This window comes from Mangrovibacter plantisponsor (assembly GCF_003182475.1).
Classification (GTDB): domain Bacteria; phylum Pseudomonadota; class Gammaproteobacteria; order Enterobacterales; family Enterobacteriaceae; genus Mangrovibacter; species Mangrovibacter plantisponsor.
Window position 1 is genome coordinate 54,015 of the sequence record NZ_QGTS01000009.1, and the last position, 19,208, is coordinate 73,222.

General features: G+C 51.6%; 18 protein-coding genes. 11 read left to right on the plus strand and 7 right to left on the minus strand.

The features are described 5' to 3' along the window. Positions 1-45: 45 nt before the first annotated feature. Genes DES37_RS15445 through DES37_RS26065 form a run of 4 tightly spaced genes read right to left on the minus strand, consistent with a single transcriptional unit; the run spans position 46 to position 2,594 of the window. The gene (locus DES37_RS15445; RefSeq protein ID WP_110026596.1) at positions 46-924 is read right to left on the minus strand and encodes a metal ABC transporter substrate-binding protein; all 879 of its coding nucleotides are present in this window, start codon (positions 922-924) and stop codon (positions 46-48) included. Beyond that, positions 921-1,799: a metal ABC transporter permease gene (locus DES37_RS15450; RefSeq protein ID WP_036116522.1), complete on the minus strand. Its 879-nt coding sequence runs from the start codon at positions 1,797-1,799 to the stop codon at positions 921-923. Before DES37_RS15450 ends, DES37_RS15445 begins: the two co-directional genes overlap by 4 nt. A gap of 22 nt (positions 1,800-1,821) precedes the next feature. Further along, positions 1,822-2,475: a metal ABC transporter ATP-binding protein gene (locus DES37_RS15455; protein ID WP_110026598.1), complete on the minus strand. Its 654-nt coding sequence runs from the start codon at positions 2,473-2,475 to the stop codon at positions 1,822-1,824. Continuing rightward, positions 2,472-2,594: a hypothetical protein gene (locus DES37_RS26065; protein WP_281271488.1), complete on the minus strand. Its 123-nt coding sequence runs from the start codon at positions 2,592-2,594 to the stop codon at positions 2,472-2,474. The genes DES37_RS15455 and DES37_RS26065 overlap by 4 nt, the downstream gene beginning before the upstream one ends. Positions 2,595-2,900: 306 nt before the next feature. Here DES37_RS26065 and DES37_RS15460 point away from each other — a divergent pair, with 306 nt between their 5' ends. From DES37_RS15460 to araC, 3 genes are read left to right on the plus strand one after another with little or no spacing between them, the layout of a single operon-like run. Further along, positions 2,901-4,133: an oligosaccharide MFS transporter gene (locus tag DES37_RS15460; protein WP_110026600.1), complete on the plus strand. Its 1,233-nt coding sequence runs from the start codon at positions 2,901-2,903 to the stop codon at positions 4,131-4,133. A 17-nt stretch (positions 4,134-4,150) separates the two neighbouring features. Next, positions 4,151-6,172: a beta-galactosidase gene (locus DES37_RS15465; RefSeq protein WP_110026601.1), complete on the plus strand. Its 2,022-nt coding sequence runs from the start codon at positions 4,151-4,153 to the stop codon at positions 6,170-6,172. An 11-nt stretch (positions 6,173-6,183) separates the two neighbouring features. Further along, complete coding sequence (gene araC / locus DES37_RS15470) at positions 6,184-7,065, plus strand: arabinose operon transcriptional regulator AraC (protein WP_110026603.1); 882 nt, start codon at positions 6,184-6,186, stop codon at positions 7,063-7,065. 21 nt (positions 7,066-7,086) lie between these two features. Here the strand turns inward: araC and DES37_RS15475 are convergent, their stop codons facing one another. Further along, positions 7,087-7,506 (minus strand): anti-virulence regulator CigR family protein, encoded by a 420-nt coding sequence (locus tag DES37_RS15475; RefSeq protein WP_036116533.1) that lies wholly within the window; start codon positions 7,504-7,506, stop codon positions 7,087-7,089. 268 nt (positions 7,507-7,774) lie between these two features. Here DES37_RS15475 and dusA point away from each other — a divergent pair, with 268 nt between their 5' ends. Both dusA and pspG read left to right on the plus strand, forming a co-directional pair. Beyond that, positions 7,775-8,758 (plus strand): tRNA dihydrouridine(20/20a) synthase DusA, encoded by a 984-nt coding sequence (dusA, locus tag DES37_RS15480; RefSeq protein ID WP_110026605.1) that lies wholly within the window; start codon positions 7,775-7,777, stop codon positions 8,756-8,758. Positions 8,759-8,887: 129 nt separating this feature from the next. Then, a complete protein-coding gene (gene pspG / locus DES37_RS15485) occupies positions 8,888-9,133 on the plus strand; it encodes an envelope stress response protein PspG (protein WP_036116536.1) in 246 nt (81 codons plus the stop codon). A 213-nt stretch (positions 9,134-9,346) separates the two neighbouring features. On the opposite strand, the gene DES37_RS15490 is transcribed toward pspG, so the two are convergent. Continuing rightward, positions 9,347-10,330 (minus strand): quinone oxidoreductase, encoded by a 984-nt coding sequence (locus DES37_RS15490; RefSeq protein ID WP_110026811.1) that lies wholly within the window; start codon positions 10,328-10,330, stop codon positions 9,347-9,349. 133 nt (positions 10,331-10,463) lie between these two features. Here DES37_RS15490 and dnaB point away from each other — a divergent pair, with 133 nt between their 5' ends. The 6 genes from dnaB (at position 10,464) to DES37_RS15520 (ending at position 16,206) form a co-directional block, all read left to right on the plus strand. Continuing rightward, on the plus strand, positions 10,464-11,879 hold the full coding sequence (gene dnaB / locus DES37_RS15495) for a replicative DNA helicase (protein ID WP_036116608.1): 1,416 nt from the start codon (positions 10,464-10,466) through the stop codon (positions 11,877-11,879). A 14-nt stretch (positions 11,880-11,893) separates the two neighbouring features. Then, entirely contained in the window at positions 11,894-12,973 is a 1,080-nt protein-coding gene (gene alr, locus DES37_RS15500; RefSeq protein ID WP_036116538.1) for an alanine racemase, read from the plus strand. A 252-nt stretch (positions 12,974-13,225) separates the two neighbouring features. Beyond that, on the plus strand, positions 13,226-14,419 hold the full coding sequence (locus DES37_RS15505) for an amino acid aminotransferase (RefSeq protein WP_110026606.1): 1,194 nt from the start codon (positions 13,226-13,228) through the stop codon (positions 14,417-14,419). Between the two features lie 166 nt (positions 14,420-14,585). Continuing rightward, complete coding sequence (gene aphA, locus DES37_RS15510; protein WP_110026608.1) at positions 14,586-15,296, plus strand: acid phosphatase AphA; 711 nt, start codon at positions 14,586-14,588, stop codon at positions 15,294-15,296. Between the two features lie 134 nt (positions 15,297-15,430). Next, positions 15,431-15,856 carry a secondary thiamine-phosphate synthase enzyme YjbQ gene (locus DES37_RS15515; protein ID WP_110026610.1) on the plus strand — a complete coding sequence of 142 codons (426 nt, stop codon included), beginning with the start codon at positions 15,431-15,433 and terminating at the stop codon, positions 15,854-15,856. Beyond that, complete coding sequence (locus DES37_RS15520; RefSeq protein WP_036116546.1) at positions 15,853-16,206, plus strand: MmcQ/YjbR family DNA-binding protein; 354 nt, start codon at positions 15,853-15,855, stop codon at positions 16,204-16,206. Before DES37_RS15515 ends, DES37_RS15520 begins: the two co-directional genes overlap by 4 nt. Before the next feature lie 7 nt (positions 16,207-16,213). Here DES37_RS15520 and uvrA read toward each other — a convergent pair whose 3' ends face one another. Next, positions 16,214-19,039: an excinuclease ABC subunit UvrA gene (gene uvrA, locus DES37_RS15525; protein WP_110026611.1), complete on the minus strand. Its 2,826-nt coding sequence runs from the start codon at positions 19,037-19,039 to the stop codon at positions 16,214-16,216. Between the last annotated feature and the right edge of the window lie 169 nt (positions 19,040-19,208).

The window sequence follows — 19,208 nt, forward strand, 5'->3', positions numbered from 1 at the left end:
AACACACCCCGGTGGCAGTCGCTCGCCGGGGTGTTACTCTGCCTGTTATTTCATGCTGGCAGCGATGGTTTCCACGTTATGTTTAAACGCCGCCACATAAGTCGGGGCAACCCCGTCTTTAGTGGTTAATGCTTCCGGGTACAATTCACCCCCAGGTTTAGCACCACTTGCTGCGGCAATTTGTTTTACCAGGCGCGGGTCTGTCTGGTTTTCGATAAAGTAGGTGTGGATATGCTCCTGCTTGATTTGGTTAATCAGCCCGGCAACATCGCTGGCACTGGCTTCGGCTTCAGTAGAAAAGCCTACCGGTGCAAGGAATTTCACACCATATTCGGCACCAAAATACCCAAAGGCATCATGGCTGGTGATGACATGGCGGCGGCTTTCTGGAATAGCGGCAAAGGTTTGTTTCGCCCAGGCATCCAGTTTGTTCAGTTTTTCAATATAAGCAGAACCGTGCTGGCGGAAATAATCGGCGTCTTGTGGGTCTGCTTTAATTAACGCATTCATAACGTTACGTGCGTAAATTGCGCCATTGGCCGCACTGTTCCAGGCATGAGGGTCTGTTACAGTTTTGCCATCTTCCTGCATCTGGCGCGAATTAACACCCTCGGAAGCTGTGACTACTTCGCCTTTATAACCCGATGCGCTGATCAGGCGATCCATCCAGCCTTCCATTCCCAGACCACTGACAAAAACGACATCAGCATTGTGCAGGATCTGGCTGTCTGCCGGTTTCGGTTCAAAGGTGTGCGGGTCGCCATTCGGGCCCACCAGTGACGTGACATGCACATGTGTGCCGCCCACTTCTTTCACAATATCGCCCAGCACAGAGAAACTGGCGACGGTATTCAGTGTTGCGGCAAAAACAGCAGCCGGGCTGAGCAACAGCACTGCCAGAGATAAAGGCTTAATGGATTTCATGACGTTTCCTTCTGAGTGGTTCGCTTGCCAAAAACGGGAATCAGCCCGTTGTGAGCCCCAAAGAGAATTGAGACCATAAAGAAAAGTGCGGCGGTGAGCACAATAGCCGGGCCTGCGGGTATCCCCGCATGGAACGAGAACACCAGGCCAATAAAAGCAGACAACGCAGTTAATATTGCTGAGACGGTGAGCAAGGCGGGCAGCCGGTTCACCCAGCAGCGGGCTGAAATTGCAGGCAACATCATCAGGCCTACTGTCATCAGCGTGCCGAGGATTTGAAAACCCGCCACCAGGTTCAGCACCACCAGTGTCATAAACAGCGCATTGATGATTCCCGGAGCCCGGCGGGCATTCACTGTCAGGAATGCTTTATCAAACGCTTCCATCACCAGCAAACGGTAGAGCAGGGCAATACACAGCAAGGTAAATGATGCGATATAGCCCACGAAAAATAATGCTTGTTTGTCTACCGCAAGAATGGAGCCAAACAGCATATGCAGCAGATCGACACTGGAGCCATGTAATGACACCAGGGTTACGCCAAGCGCCAGTGAACCCAGGTAAAAGCCGGCAAAACTGGCATCTTCCCGTAACGGTGTCAGGTTGCTCACCCAGCCGGAAGCCAGTGCAACTAACAGCCCGGCGATAAACCCACCAAACCCCATGGCTACCAGCGACATGCCGTACATCAAATAACCAATTGAAACCCCAGGTAAAATGGCATGGGATAGCGCATCTCCGGCGAGGCTCATACGGCGTAACAGCAAAAATACACCCGGTACAGTAATGCTCAGTGACAGCGCCAGGCAGGCGACCAGCGCCCGGCGCATAAAACCGAACTGAATAAAAGGATCGATAATGGTGTGATAAAACATGTCAGTTAACCCCGGACAGCATTTACGCCATCACTTCCAGGGTGTTCCCCCATTGGTAATGCTGGTTTTCAAGGCGCAGAGTGTCCGGAAAGCAGCGTTTTACCAGGCTGCTGTCATGGAGAACAACAATCAGCGTCTGCCCGTCGCGGTGCATTTGTTGCATTACGCTGACCAGTAATTCGCCGGTTTTCTGGTCGATACCCGTGAATGGCTCATCCAGTAAAACCAGTGGTGCCTGTTGTAGCAGTAACCGGGCAAACAGCATGCGCTGGAACTGCCCGCCAGAAAGCGTATTGATGGTGTTTTTCGCCATATCAACCAGGCCAACCTGCTCAATAGCCTGCCAGATCTGTGCCATACGCTGGCGAGAGAAGCGTTGCCAGAAGCGCAATGCGGGCCAGCACCCCATAGACACTACGTCAAACACGGTCAGTGGAAATTGGTGGTCCAGTTCAGCTTGTTGCGGCAGCCAGGCAATGCGTGGCCGGCCTTCCGGGAAGCTCACCTGGCCGGAAACTGGCGGCAAAATACCTGCCAGCGTTTTTAGTAAAGTGGATTTCCCGGTGCCGTTGGCGCCCACAATGGCTGTCAGGCTACCGGTATGAAAGGTGCCATTAAAAGGTGGGCCAATGCGCTGACGGCGGTAGCCTGTAGCTAAATTCTCAAGGTGTATCATGCTAGTGCGTTAGCCCAGTAAATGGCGCACCACAGCCCGGCCAGCAACGCCAGTGCGCACACAATGCGCAGTAGTGAGGACAGCGTTAACAAGGAGTGGTGGCTTGCAGAAGAGTGCATTGTAAAAACGCCTGTAAATAATGTTATAACATAACATAATTGCCGTTATAAAAAATGTGAAGCATTTTTGCTGAGAAATTGTGTCCGGGTATTTCAGGTAACTCTTAACGGTGCTGGTCGGGAAAGTATCAATGCTGGATGACAGCAGAAATTCCCCTGTGGTTATGGGGAGGTTGTGAGCTGTTTCACAACTCATAATCAGACAGCAGATTTTTACAGGTTTCCAGCGAAACTTTCCACCTTAATACTCTCGCCTCGTAGTAATTTTTGCAGTGCATTTTATCGATTACTGTACCGGGGTGTATCATGGTTTCATTAAATAAAAACTATGTCATGAGCTGCCTGTTCTTTCTGTTTTTCTTCATTGGATGGGGGTGTTGTTATCCTTATCTGTCGTTGTGGTTAACAGAGAAAATTGGTGTTGATTACACAGATGTTGGTCTGGTGTACTCTTTTACCGCTATTGTGTCTGTTGCTGTTCAACCTTTCTTCGGATTTATTTCAGATAAGCTGGTTTACCGCAAAAATTTAATGTGGATGCTGGCGATTATTATTACGTTATTTGCGCCTTACTGGATTTATGTTTTCGCGCCATTATTAAAAGTAAATGTCATACTCGGTGCCCTTGCCGGAGGTATTTATATCGGCCTGGCGTATGGTGCTGGCTGCGGTGTATGTGAAGCTTATATAGATAAAGTCAGTCGCGCCACTGGTTTTGAATTTGGTCGGGCACGTATGTTCGGTGGCTTTGGTGCGGCCATTGGCACCTTTATCGCCGGAAAACTGTTTGGTTTCGATGCCAACTATATTTTCTGGATGGCAAGTGTTGCCGGGGTATTTTTGTTATTTACAGTGTGGAAAACTCGGCCGGACCAGAATGAACAAGGGCAGGTAGTGCAGCCAGCGCGTTCACCTGTCAACCTGAATGATGCCATCACGCTGTTAAAGATGAGGAAATTCTGGTTCTTTGGTGCATATATGATTGGTGTTGGTGCTATTTATGAAACCTATGACCAGCAATTCGCTATTTATTACAGCCATTTCTTCGAAACCAAAGCGCGCGGCGCAGAAGTCTTCGGTTACCTGACTACCGGGCAAATTTTCCTGGATGCATTGGTGATGTTTTTTGCCCCATGGTTTGTTAACAAAATAGGCCCAAAAAATGCGTTGATATACTGTGGCATGATAATGAGTTTTCGTATTATTGGTTCTGCGTGGGCAATTGGGCCAGTTTCTATCAGCCTTATCAAATTGTTGCACGGCTTTGAAAGCTCAGTATTGCTGGTGGCCGCGCTTAAATATATTACGGCTAATTTTAACCCGCTGTTATCTGCAACAGTTTATTTAATAGGTTTCCAATTTTCGAAGAGCTTTAGTTCAATTTTTCTTTCAACGGGTATTGGTCATATGTACCAACGCTACGGGTTCCAGGATAGTTATATCTTACTGGGAGGTATCGCGCTGTTCTTTACGCTGATGTCCGTAGTGACTTTGGACAAAGCACGAGCGTTTATTTCTGAGCCTGTTTTAGCTAAATAACCCCAGGAGGAGGCAGTATGGCTGAATTATATTATGGTGTGGCGTATTACGATGAATATATGCCGGAAGACCGCCTTGAAAAAGATATTGAAATGATGCTGGCGGCCGGAATTAACGTCGTCCGTATTGCTGAATCCACCTGGAGTACACTGGAACCGGCTGAAGGCACCTACAATTTCTACCATATTGACCGTGTTCTGGATGCCATGCATGCCGCAGAGATTGCGGTGATTATCGGGACGCCGACGTATGCCATTCCAGCCTGGCTTGCCAAAAAACACCCTGAAGTGATGGTAACGACGGTTCAGGGTACCCAGAAGTATGGCCCGCGCCAAATCATGGACATCGTCAACCCGGTGTTTCGCCGTTATGCGGAAAATATCATCCGGGTTTTGATGGCGCATGTTTGTCAGCATCCGGCAGTTATTGGGTATCAACTGGATAATGAAACTAAGCACTATGACAACACCGGCCACTGGATGCAGTCCGGGTTTATTGAGTCGCTCAAGGTGCGCTACCCGGATATCAGCCAGTTTAACCATGACTTTGGCCTGGATTACTGGAGCAATCGCATTGATGACTGGGCTGACTTCCCTCCGGTGGAAAGCACCATTAATGCCAGCCTGGCTTGTGCTTTCTCTCAGTATCAACGCGAGCAAGTGACGGCTTATCTGGCCTGGCAGGGGGAGCTGGTGCGTGAGTACTGCAAGCCCGGCCAGTTTATTACTCATAACTTTGATTTTGAATGGCGCGGCTATTCATATGGGGTTCAGCCACGGGTGGATCATTTTGCTGCGGCCCGGGCGCTGACGGTTGCCGGGGTGGATATTTACCATCCCACCCAGGATCACCTGACAGGGCGCGAAATCGCCTTTGGCGGCGCAATAACTCGCGGAATTAAACAGGGTGCCAATTATTTCGTGCTGGAAACCCAGGCACAGGGCTTCCCTGAATGGACTCCATACCCTGGGCAATTGCGGCTGCAGGCATTCAGCCATATTGCCCAGGGTGCGCGAATGGTTTCTTACTGGCACTGGCACTCTATCCACAACTCCTTTGAAACATACTGGAAAGGGTTATTGAGCCACGATTTCGCGCCCAACCCCACCTGGCGTGAAGCCTGTACCATTGGTAAAGACTTCGCGCAGTATGGTGAACAATTATCTGGCCTGTCAGCCCGCCATGATGTGGCTATTTTGATTAGCAATGAGGCTATGGATGCGCTGAATCACTTCCCTCCGGCAGACGGCAAAACCAATGTCTGGAATGATATTTTCCGCCGTTTCCATGATGCTCTGTACGACAACAACGTGGGTGTGGACATTATTAATGATGTGGACGCTCAGTGCGATAAATACAAAGTAATGATTATTCCGGCACTTTACAGTGCGCCGGACGGCCTGTTGTCCCGGATTCACGCCTGGGTTGAACGTGGCGGTCGTGCGGTTATTAGTTTTAAATCAGGTTTCAGTGATGAGAACGTGAAAGTTCGTAGCACACCACAACCCGGCGGCCTGCGTGATGTGTGCGGCGTAACCTATAACCAGTTCACGCGCCCGGATTCCCTGCAAGTAGATGCCAGTGCCATTGGGTTACCGGACACCGAGGCAGAGCTGTGGGCAGAATTACTGACGCCAGACCCGGAAACAGAAGTTATGACACGCTACCATCACCCTGCCTGGGGGCAATATGCGGCAGTCACACGGGCTCATTATGGTAAAGGGCAGGCTATGTATGTTGGTTTTTTGCCGGAAAAAGCGTGGTTATATGGTTTGTTTTCGCAATTTACTGCCGATCTCCGGTTATCGTCGCAGGCTGCAGATGCGAGTTTCCCTGTCATTGTGCGGCGGCTTTACCAGGCCGACGGGCAGGAAAGGGTGTTTATCTTTAATTATTCCCCAACACCGCAAAACTTGCCTGCACCCGTGAATGGTGTTCAGGTACTCCAGCAAGGCCGGGTTAGCCGGGGCACGCCCCTTATACTGGCTCCCTGGGATACAGTAATTATTGCTTCTGACCTGGAACAGGAGGAGGCATAAAGGAGATGGATATGCCACTGGATATGAACGACCTGGTAAACTTTTCTCCCCTGATGAAGAGTTTTACGTTTAATGCGTATCTGGTGTCGGGGTATACCCCCATATCCCGTGGTGGGCGGCTTGATTATTACATCAACCGCCCGCAAGGCATGAAAGGTTACATCATTAACCTTACGTTACGTGGAGCCGGGCGGGTTAAAGCAGGTGAGGGGTATATTACCTGCCAGGAAGGGGAGTTAGTGCTGTTTCCCCCTGGAATACCACACCACTACGGGCGTGCTGAATCCCATGATTTTTGGGACCATTTATGGATCTATTTTATGCCCCGCCCTTACTGGCTGGACTGGCTGCGCTGGGATAACACCCATCAGAATATTGGCCGGACACAGTGTGAGACACCAGAAATACAGGAAGGGTTAAAGGCACTGTTTTCCGAGGTTATTCACCATAACAGCGATGATGCCCCGTTGTCTGAAGCGCTGGCAATGAATGCCCTTGAACGCCTGATTCTGCATTGCTTCCAGATGCAGCCGCAAAGTAACCGCCATAATGTCGACCCACGTATTAATGCACTGTGCGACTATCTGAATAACAATATTGCTGATGAAATGACCGTAGATGCGTTAGCGAAGATGGTATTTCTGTCTCCTTCCCGTCTGGCGCATCTGTTCCGCAGTGAAATGGGAGAGACCATCTTTTCATGGCGTGAGAAACAGCGTGTTAACCGTGCCAGAGCTTTAATGCAAAGCACGGAGCTATCGGTAAGCAATATTGCCGAGGCGGTAGGGTACAGTGATGCAATGTATTTTTCGCGTATTTTCAGGCGCCACAATGGCGTGGCGCCGCGTGAGTATAAAAAGCGTTATGGTGTACTGCATGGCATGGTGAAATGAGGCCTGCTCACCGTAACCTGGTTAATCAAACGCATCATGAATAATTTCTGCAACAATGGCTGTGCTTATCACAACAGACACTAAATCATTTCCCACAATGCGCCATTCCCGCCCCGGGTAATAAGGCAACAAACGCCCCAGGTCGCCCGGAATAGCTTTTTTGGCAATCCCCGGCGGTAAAGGCTGCCCACGCACCAGTTTTTTGGCTATCCCCGGTGGCAGGGGTTTATACCCGGTGTACCCCATATGTTTTGCTTTCAGGCGGAAATCGCCCCAGTCGATATCTTTATCTTGTTTATTGTTGCCGTGGTTATTTCCCTGGCTGTGTTTGGCTTTGTCTGGTTTATGCCCGTTGCCATTATTGGCAAGAACGGCAGCAGGAAGTGATGCCAGGCTTATGGCGAGTAGTGCGTTTATCCAGAAGGTATGACGGTGACGCATAATAATTCTCCTTGTTAGCGCATCGCTGTACACGCAGCTTATGGTGGTGCATAAGCCAAAGTATAAACCTGGCGGGTAAATATCGCGGCAAAATGCACTATTTGCCTGGCGCGGCTACGGGTATTGGCATTGCCTGTTCCCTCCACGTTGCCCCACTGTGGCCTGGACTGTATAATCCGTAGCCCATTTTTACGCCAGCCTGCTCCGGTGTGCAGGTTGGTGGTGGGGTTACTGTTATTTACCGCTACTTTTCATAAAGGTTGTTTCTATGTGCTCAGCGTATTCAGCGTCGCGTTTCTCCATTGCCCCCATGCTGGACTGGACTGACCGCCATTGCCGCTATTTTTTGCGCCAGCTGTCACGCCATACGCTGCTGTACACCGAAATGGTGACAACCGGGGCGATTATTCACGGCAAAGGCGATTACCTGGCTTACAGCGAAGAAGAGCACCCGGTTGCGTTACAACTCGGGGGGAGCGACCCGGCTGCCCTGGCGCAGTGTGCGAAACTGGCTGAGCAACGTGGTTATGATGAAGTAAACCTTAATGTGGGTTGCCCGTCTGACCGGGTGCAAAACGGGCGCTTTGGTGCGTGCCTGATGGGGGAAGCGCAACTGGTGGCGGATTGCGTTAAAGCAATGCGCGATGTGGTGTCGATTCCGGTTACAGTGAAAACCCGTATTGGCATTGATGACCAGGACAGCTATGAATTCCTGTGTGATTTTGTGCAAACTGTTTCCCAACAGGGTGGATGTGACATGTTTATTATTCACGCCCGTAAAGCCTGGTTGTCTGGCTTAAGCCCGAAAGAGAACCGCGAAATTCCGCCTCTTGATTACCCCCGGGTATGGCAACTGAAGCGTGATTTCCCACACCTGACAATGTCGATTAATGGCGGCGTGAAAACGCTGGAAGAAGCGAAACAGCATTTGGAACATATGGATGGCGTGATGGTGGGGCGTGAGGCCTACCAAAATCCGGGCCTACTGGCGTCTGTTGACCGCGAGATTTTTGGCGACACCACTGCCAGCCCGTCCCCGGCTGATGTTGTGCGGGCTATGTACCCGTATATTGAGCGGGAACTGAGCCAGGGTGCTTACCTGGGCCATATCACCCGCCATATGCTGGGTTTATTCCAGAGCGTGCCTGGTGCCCGCCAGTGGCGTCGTTACTTGAGTGAAAATGCCCATAAACCTGGCGCAGATATTCAGGTTCTGGAGACCGCGCTGAGCAAAGTGGCACGTGTTGATTAAATTGACGCAATAATCGTTAAATTCACTATGCCCCGGCCTGTGCGCTGGGGTTTTTTGTTTCAAAATCATGTGATTATATTCTGGCATGGTTCTTGTAATACCTCTGATTATTACCTGGAGGTACTGACGATGCTGGAACTATTATTTGTGCTGGGATTTTTTATTATGCTGCTGGTGACTGGTGTGTCGCTGGTGGGGGTTTTTGTTGCGCTGCTGGTGGCTGTGGGCGTGATGTTTTTTGGCGGGCTGCTGGTGTTAATGCTCAAAATGTTGCCCTGGTTACTACTGGCTATTGTCGCTGTGTGGGTTATCCGGGCTATAAATAATGGCAACAATACCCAATCACGCTCACATTATCGCCGTGATATGCGTTGATATGACAGGTTGTTTGAGCGGCTGATCACAACCCTGGAACTTTTTTACAACTTTTCCGTTAACAACATATTATTTACTTATTAAATCTGTCACTATGCTTTCGCTATCTACCAAATTCATCGCAGCTGTACCCTACAAATTCAGCGCGAACTATAAAAATGAAGGGCTTCCTGCGGGAAGCCCTAATCATTTGTATTTTTACCATTTTCTTTGTCAGGGAATTAACAGGCTTGAGCCCTGAGTCTGGCGGCTTTCCAAAACCTTATGCGCATGGGCAGCATCTGCCAGAGCAAATTTCTGCGCTTCCTCCACCTGGACTTTAATCACGCCGCTGGCAATCAGCGAGAACAGTTCACTGCTCGCTTCCTGCAATTCTTCACGGTTAGTAACATAACCATTAAGTGAAGGGCGGGTTACATACAGCGAACCTTTCTGGTTGAGGATACCAAGATTTACACCTGTGACCGGCCCGGAAGCATTACCGAAACTAACCATCAAACCCCGGCGCTGCAGGCAATCAAGTGAAGATTCCCAGGTGTCTTTACCAACCGAATCATACACAACTGGCAATTTTTTCCCGCCAGTTAACGTGCGAACCCGCCCGGCAATATCCTCTTCACGGTAGTTGATGGTGGCCCAGGCTCCGGCCTGCATAGCCCGCTCAGCTTTCTGTGCTGAACCCACCGTACCAATCAGTTTTGCCCCCAGCGCTTTAGCCCACTGGCAGGCAATCAGCCCAACACCACCTGCCGCAGCGTGGAATAAAAACATTTCACTGGGTTTGATTTCATAGGTTTTACGCAACAGGTAGAACACGGTCAGCCCTTTGAGGAAAGACGCGGCTGCCTGCTCAAAGGAAATCGCCGGGGGAAGCAGTGCCAGGTTATGCTCAGGCACATTGTGTACGCTGCTGTAAGCACCTAACGAACTCTGGGCGTAAACCACCCGGTCGCCGGGGCGAAAATGGGTGACATTTTTACCTGTTTTAGCGACGATGCCTGCCGCTTCTGTTCCCAACCCACTGGGTAACGAAGGCGGGGGATATAACCCACTACGAATATAGGTATCAATGTAGTTGATACCTATCGCTTTATTTTCAACCTGGACCTCGTTGTCGCCGGGCTCAGGGGGCGTCCAGTCCACGGCGTGTAACACGTCGGGGCCACCATGTTTGGTAAATTCAATACGCGTTGCCATAACTGTTTCACTGCCTCCTGTGTGGGTATCGTGGTTTACTGATACAGGTAAGTGCATTCCACTGCCTGCAAACTGACGGTTTTCAGGTATAATGCCACGTTTCCCCGTTCAATTTTTGGTAAACCCTTTCACTATGGCAGGAAATAAACCCTTCAACAAACCCGCTGAGCCGCGCGAACCGCGTGATCTGCAAGTGGCCGGGCTGAAAGTTCCTCCGCATTCTCTTGAGGCGGAGCAGTCAGTGTTGGGCGGGTTAATGCTGGATAATGAACGCTGGGACGATGTTGCCGAGCGCGTAGTCTCGGAAGATTTCTATACCCGGCAGCACCGGCTTATTTTTACGGAAATGCACCGTCTGCAGGAAACCGGCCACCCCATTGACCTGATAACGCTGTCGGAATCGCTGGAGCGCCAGGGGCAACTGGAAAGTGTTGGCGGTTTTGCATACCTGGCTGAGTTATCAAAAAATACGCCAAGTGCAGCGAATATCAGCGCTTATGCAGATATCGTCCGTGAACGTGCTGTTGTGCGTGAAATGATAGCCGTTGCCAACGAAATAGCCGATGCCGGGTTTGACCCACAAGGGCGCACCAGTGAAGATTTGCTCGACCTGGCTGAGTCCCGGGTTTTCCAGATAGCAGAAAACCGCGCCAACAAAGATGAAGGCCCCAAATCTGTTGACCAGATCCTGGAAGCGACAGTTGCGCGTATTGAAACGCTTTACCAGCAACCGCACGATGGCGTGACCGGGGTAGATACCGGTTACCAGGACCTCAACAAGAAAACCGCAGGCCTGCAACGGTCAGACTTGATTATTGTCGCGGCGCGTCCCTCTATGGGGAAAACCACATTCGCCATGAACCTGTGCGAAAACGCCGCCATGTTGCAGGATAAACCGGTGCTGATTTTCAGCCTGGAAATGCCCGCGGAACAGATAATGATGCGTATGCTGGCGTCTTTGTCTCGCGTCGACCAGACCCGTATCCGTACCGGTCAGTTAGATGATGAAGACTGGGCGCGTATCTCCGGCACCATGGGGATTTTGCTGGAGAAGCGCAATATGTACATTGATGACTCTTCCGGCCTGACTCCGACAGAGGTTCGCTCTCGCGCCCGGCGTATTTTCCGTGAGCACGATGGCTTAAGCCTGATAATGATCGACTACCTCCAGCTAATGCGCGTGCCGTCGTTGTCCGACAACCGTACTCTGGAAATCGCCGAAATCTCCCGTTCTTTGAAAGCGCTGGCAAAAGAGCTGCAGGTGCCGGTGGTGGCGCTGTCACAGCTTAACCGTTCACTGGAACAGCGTGCAGATAAACGCCCGGTCAACTCAGACTTGCGTGAATCCGGCTCCATTGAACAGGATGCCGACTTAATTATGTTTATCTACCGCGATGAGGTGTATCACGAGAACAGTGATCTCAAAGGCATCGCGGAAATTATTATCGGTAAGCAACGTAACGGCCCTATCGGGACTGTGCGTCTGACCTTTAACGGGCAATGGTCGCGCTTCGATAACTATGCAGGCCCGCAATACGACGAAGAATAATTGAAGGAATAAACATGCAAGCGGCAACTGTTGTGATTAACCGCCGCGCTCTGCGACATAACCTGCAACGCCTGCGTGAACTGGCTCCGTCCAGCCGCCTGGTGGCAGTTGTGAAAGCAAACGCTTATGGGCATGGTTTGTTAGAAACTGCCCGTACCCTGCCAGATGCCGATGCGTTCGGCGTTGCCCGCCTGGAAGAGGCCATCCGCCTGCGCGAAGGGGGCATCACTCAACCTGTGTTATTGCTGGAAGGTTTTTTTAATGCCAGCGACCTGCCGGTTATCGCCAGCCAGCAGTTCCACACAGCGGTGCACAGCGAAGAACAACTTGAAGCCCTTGAACAGGCGCAGCTGAGCCAGCCCGTCACAGTGTGGATGAAGCTTGATACCGGCATGCACCGCCTGGGGGTTCGCCCGGAAAAAGCAGAAGCGTTTTATGCCCGCCTGAGCCAGTGCAAAAATGTGCGCCAGCCAGTGAATATCGTCAGCCATTTCGCCCGTGCCGATGAACCGGAAGTGGGGGCGACCGAACAGCAACTGGCTATTTTTAACCATTTTGCTGAAGGCAAACCTGGCCTGAAATCTATCGCTGCTTCGGGCGGTATTTTGCTCTGGCCTCAGTCTCATTTTGACTGGGTACGCCCGGGGATTATTCTCTATGGTGTTTCTCCGCTGGACCACAAACCCTGGGGAACTGACTTTGGCTTCCAGCCAGCTATGAGCCTGACATCCAGCCTGATTGCGGTACGTGACCACAAAGCCGGTGAACCAGTAGGCTACGGTGGCACCTGGGTAAGCCAGCGCGATACGCGCCTGGGTGTGGTGGCCATGGGGTATGGCGATGGCTATCCACGCAGTGCGCCATCAGGCACGCCCGTGCTGGTGAATGGCCGTGAAGTGCCACTGGTTGGCCGGGTCGCCATGGACATGATTTGTGTTGATTTGGGGCCAGATGCACAAGAACACCCCGGCGACAGCGTTGTGATGTGGGGAGAAGGCTTACCCGTCGAACGCATAGCGGAAGTAACGAAAGTGAGTGCTTACGAACTTATTACCCGCCTGACATCTCGTGTCGCCATGCACTACCTTGACTGATTCATTCATCCGGGCGGGTTACCGCCCGGTGTTATATCACCTGAAATTGTTACACCGCCTGAAATCGTTGTTCCACCGTTAATCCACGCTGCTTTACTCTCGCTTTCCCATTACTTCCGGTTTATTGTGGTAATTCCGTTAAACAGCTTGTTGTTGCCTGCTTTATCCGCTGCCGAGGCGTGAGATAAAACCAGGTAAATACAACCTTAGTTTGCGGCACCCCTACTTAATGGATATCAGGAGAACCCCCGCGTGTTTCAGAACGTTGACGCCTACGCAGGCGATCCTATTCTGTCGCTGATGGAACGTTTCAAAGACGATCCTCGCCAGGATAAAGTGAACCTGAGTATCGGTCTCTATTACGATGAAGACGGTACCATTCCGCAACTGCGGGCAGTGGCACAAGCCGAAGCCCGTCTGAATGCCGCGCCTCATGGCGCATCTGTTTACCTGCCAATGGAAGGTTTGGGTGGCTATCGCAATGCCATTGCTCCTTTACTCTTTGGTGCAGACCACCCGGCGCTGCGTGAAGGTCGGATTGCCACTATTCAGACATTAGGTGGCTCAGGGGCGCTGAAAGTCGGGGCCGATTTCCTGAAACGCTATTTCCCTGAATCCGGTGTGTGGGTGAGCGACCCAACATGGGAAAACCACATTGCCATTTTTGCGGGTGCTGGTTTCGAAGTGGGTACTTACCCCTGGTTTGATGACGAAACCAAAGGGGTCCGCACTCAGGCCCTGCTGGACACCCTTGCCGGTTTGCCTGAAAAAAGCATCGTGTTGTTACACCCTTGCTGCCATAACCCGACTGGCTCTGATTTAGTGCCGGCAGAATGGGATGCCGTAGTGGAGGTGCTCAAAGCCCGCCAGTTAATTCCGTTCCTGGATATCGCCTATCAGGGTTTTGGCGCGGGTATGGATGACGATGCTTATGCCATTCGTGCCATTGCCAACGCAGGTATTCCGGCACTGGTCAGTAACTCTTTCTCCAAGATTTTCTCGCTGTATGGCGAACGTGTTGGTGGGCTGTCAGTGGTGTGTGAAGACGCTGATACCGCCAGCCGGGTGTTAGGGCAACTGAAAGCCACGGTACGCCGTAACTACTCCAGCCCGCCGAATTTCGGTGCGCAAGTGGTATCGCTGGTACTGAATGATCCGGCGCTGAAAGCCGACTGGCTGGCCCAGGTGGAAGAAATGCGTGTTCGCATTCTGAGCATGCGTGAGGCTCTGGTAGCAACGCTGAAACAGGCGCTGCCAAACCACGACTTCAGCTACTTCCTGAAACAGCGAGGTATGTTTACTTATACCGGGCTGAGTGCCGCTCAGGTTGACCGCCTGCGTGATGAATTTGGGGTTTACCTGATAGCCAGTGGGCGCATGTGTGTGGCCGGGCTTAACTCCCGTAATGTTAACCGCGTTGCCGAAGCCTTTGCTGCTGTAATGTGAGTGCTTACTTACCTGTCGGGGTGGCAATATTCCGGCAGGTATCACACTTTCTGCTTATTTCTGCATAAAAAAACCTTCCCTCAGGACCGGCTTAACGTTAAGGTTTTCCTCGATTCACGCGATGAGCAAAACGAGATTAACTAACACCGTGATACACAGGGATAACATGCATAAACTGACCCGCGCATTAGGCGCACTCTTCCTGGGCCTGGCCCTGTCTCATACCGCAGTTGCCAAAGAATCCACACCACCGCTTTATAGTGGTATTAACGTTGCGCAACTGGCCGCACAGGCTCCGGTTCACTGGGTATCTGTGGCGCAAATTGAAAATAGCCTGCTTGGTCGCCCGCCAATGGCTGTCGGGTTTGACATTGATGACACTGTGTTGTTCTCAAGCCCGGGCTTTTACCGCGGCAAAAAAATGTTCTCTCCGGAAAGCAATGACTACCTGAGCAACCCGGCATTCTGGGAAAAAATGAATAATGGCTGGGATGAATTCAGCATCCCTAAAGAAGTGGCCCGCGCCTTGATTGATATGCACGTCCGGCGGGGTGACAGCATTTGGTTTATTACCGGGCGCAGCCAGACAAAAACAGAAACGGTCTCTAAAACCTTGCAGGACGATTTCCATATTCCCGCCAGTAGTATGAACCCGGTGATTTTTGCCGGCGATAACCCGGGCCAGAACACGAAAACAAACTGGCTGGTGGATAAACAAATCCGCATTTTCTACGGCGATTCTGATGGCGATATCACTGCGGCGCGCGATGCCGGTATCCGTGGTATTCGCGTGTTGCGTGCTTCCAACTCCACCTATCGCCCATTGCCTTCTGCCGGTAAATTTGGCGAAGAGGTGATTGTTAATTCCGAATACTGAGTGCCAGGGCGGCAGCACGGCCTGGTTGTGCTGCTTGTGATGCCACAGGGTTTACCTTTTAGCAAAATGCTGCACACTTAAACACGCAGGCATGTGTGCCTGCATGTGCTTTTTGTTAACCAGGGACCAACACCATGTGGCATCAACAGATTCTGACACTCAGCGCCAAACCTCGTGGCTTTCACCTGGTCACGGAGGAAATTCTCGGCAATATTCCTGCTCTCAGCCAGGTGAATACTGGCCTGTTGCACTTATTGCTGCAGCATACTTCTGCTTCGCTGACACTGAATGAGAATTGTGATCCCACGGTGCGGGGCGATATGGAACGGCATTTTTTACGCACGGTTCCGGACCAGGGCGATTATGAGCACGACTACGAAGGGGCAGATGATATGCCCTCGCACATCAAATCTTCTTTGCTTGGCGTATCGTTAGCCCTGCCCGTACAGCGCGGGCGTGTGTCGCTGGGGACATGGCAAGGGATTTGGTTAGGGGAACACCGAATCCATGGTGGCGCGCGGCGTATTGTCGTGACGCTACAAGGGGAGCCAATGCCATGAACCAGTCTCAGTTACTCACGTTCTGCATGAATAAACCGGGTGTGACGCAGTCGGCGCACCGCGAGTGGGCCGCAACACAAATTAAACTGGCGGATGTGATGTTCGCTATGTTGCACGAAGTAGATGGCCGCCCGGCGCTTTCGCTAAAAACCAGCCCGGCACTGGCCGAGCTGTTACGCCAGTCTCATGAAGATGTTTTCCCCAGTGCACTGCTGAATAAAGCGCACTGGAGCACACTGTGGCTGGATGGCAGCCTGCCGGATTCCCAAATTTATTACCTGGTGGAAGATGCCTGGCAACAGGCGCTGGAATTGCTGCCTGCATCCCTGAGGCAGCAATATTCCCGTTAAGCCCGGTTTATTTCAGCATGGGTTTCAGGAAGCGTGCAGTGTGGGAAGCCTCGCATTCGGCAACAGTTTCTGGTGTGCCGGAAATCAGGATTTCCCCGCCGCCACTGCCGCCTTCCGGCCCAAGGTCCACAATCCAGTCTGCAGTTTTAATTACGTCCAGATTATGCTCAATCACCACGATGGTGTTGCCCTGGTCGCGTAACTGGTGCAATACCTCAAGCAACTGCTGAATATCGGCAAAATGCAGGCCGGTTGTGGGTTCATCAAGAATGTACAGCGTCTGGCCTGTACCGCGTTTGGACAACTCCCGGGCCAGTTTCACACGCTGTGCTTCACCGCCGGAAAGTGTTGTTGCTGATTGCCCAAGGCGAATGTAGGACAACCCCACATCCATTAATGTCTGGAGCTTGCGAGCCAGCGCCGGTACGGCATCAAAGAATTCGCGGGCTTCTTCAATGGTCATATCCAGCACTTCGTGAATATTTTTACCCTTGTATTTAATTTCCAGGGTTTCACGGTTATAGCGTTTGCCTTTGCACTGGTCGCAGGGCACATAGATATCCGGCAAAAAGTGCATTTCCACTTTCAGCACGCCATCACCCTGGCAGGCTTCACAGCGGCCACCACGCACGTTGAAACTAAAACGCCCGGGGTTGTAACCACGGGAACGGGATTCCGGCACACCGGCAAACAGCTCACGCACCGGGGTGAAAATGCCGGTGTAGGTTGCCGGGTTAGAACGTGGGGTGCGGCCAATGGGGCTCTGGTCAATATCAATGACTTTATCGAAATGCTCAATACCCTGAACCTCCCGATAAGGCGCAGGCTCTATGCTGGAGCCACCATTCAGTAACTTCTGGGCAATCGGGAACAGGGTGTCGTTAATCAGTGTGGATTTACCCGAACCGGAAACCCCGGTAATGCAGGTAAATAACCCGACGGGCAGAGTCAGTGTGACATCTTTCAGGTTATTGCCCCGGGCGCCACTCAGTTTTAACACTTTATTCGGGTCTGCCGGGATGCGTTTTTTCGGCACGCCAATTTTACGCACACCACTCAGGTACTGGCCGGTCAGCGATTCAGGAACCGCCAGGATATCTGCCAGTGGCCCTTCGGCAACCACATTCCCGCCGTGAACCCCGGCTCCGGGCCCAATATCAATAATATGGTCTGCTGCACGAATGGCGTCTTCATCGTGCTCCACCACAATAACGGTATTACCCAGGTTACGCAGGTGAATCAGGGTTTTCAGCAGGCGTTCGTTATCACGCTGGTGTAACCCAATAGAAGGTTCATCCAGTACGTACATCACCCCAACCAGCCCGGCGCCAATCTGGCTTGCCAGACGAATACGTTGTGCTTCCCCACCGGAAAGCGTTTCCGCAGAACGGGACAGCGTTAAGTAATTCAGCCCGACATTCACTAAAAATTGCAGGCGGTCGCCAATTTCTTTCAATACTTTTTCAGCAATTTTGGCCCGTTGCCCGGACAGCTTCAGGTTTCTGAAAAAATCCATGGCGTGGCCGATGCTCATATCAGAAATAGTTGGCAGCGGAGTGTTTTCTACAAATACATGGCGGGCTTCGCGGCGCAGGCGGGTGCCTCCACAGCTGGCGCAGGGGCGGTTACTGATAAATTTCGCCAGCTCCTCACGCACTGCATTGGATTCCGTCTCTTTGTAACGGCGCTCCATGTTGTGCAGCACCCCTTCAAACGGGTGACGGCGCACGGAGGTATCGCCCCGGTCGTTGATATATTTGAATTCAATGGTTTCTTTACCGGAACCATACAGCACCACTTTTTGAATGTCGGCGCCCAGGCTGTCCCAGGGGGCTTCGATATCAAATTTGTAGTGATCGGCCAGTGAACGCAGCATTTGGAAATAGTAAAAATTACGGCGATCCCAGCCACGGATCGCGCCGCCAGCCAGTGACAGCTCGCCATTCTGGATAACCCGCTCGGGGTCGAAAAATTGTTGTACACCCAGCCCGTCACAGGTTGGGCAGGCACCTGCCGGGTTGTTGAAGGAAAACAGGCGAGGTTCCAGTTCGCTCATGCTGTACCCGCAAATCGGGCAGGCGAAGTTCGCAGAAAACAGAAGTTCTTCTGCTTTGGTGTCGTCCATGTCGGCGACAACGGCAGTACCACCAGATAATTCCAGTGCGGTTTCAAATGATTCCGCAAGGCGCTGAGCCAGGTCTTCGCGCACTTTAAACCGGTCCACAACCACTTCAATGGTGTGTTTTTTCTGCAGTTCCAGTTTGGGCGGATCGGACAGATCGCAAACTTCGCCATCAATACGTGCACGGATATAGCCCTGGCTTGCCAGGTTTTCCAGCGTTTTGCTGTGCTCACCCTTACGCTCTTTAATGATGGGAGCCAGCAGCATCAGGCGTTTGCCTTCAGGTTGCGCCAGCACATTGTCAACCATTTGGCTCACTGTTTGCGCCGCCAGCGGGACATCATGGTCTGGGCAGCGTGGCTCGCCTACACGGGCAAACAATAAGCGCAGGTAATCGTGAATTTCCGTGATAGTACCAACGGTGGAACGCGGGTTGTGTGATGTGGATTTCTGTTCAATAGAAATCGCCGGGGAGAGGCCTTCAATATGGTCAACATCCGGTTTTTCCATGAGTGAAAGGAACTGGCGCGCATAAGCTGAAAGCGACTCAACGTAGCGGCGCTGGCCTTCTGCATACAGTGTATCAAATGCCAGTGATGATTTACCCGACCCAGACAACCCCGTCACAACAATCAGTTTATCGCGCGGAATGACCAGATTGATGTTTTTCAGATTGTGGGTGCGGGCGCCCCGAATTTCTATCTTGTCCATTCACCTTCCCCGGAGTAAATGCAGTCATCCCGGTTCTCGCCCTTGTTTTTACAACTAAAAACCAGCAAGACGAAAAGCCGGCGACCCGAAACGGCTAATTATGACACAATAAAACCTGAATGGATATCCAGTGTTTCTATGTAAAGCATGTAACGTACAACGATACCCT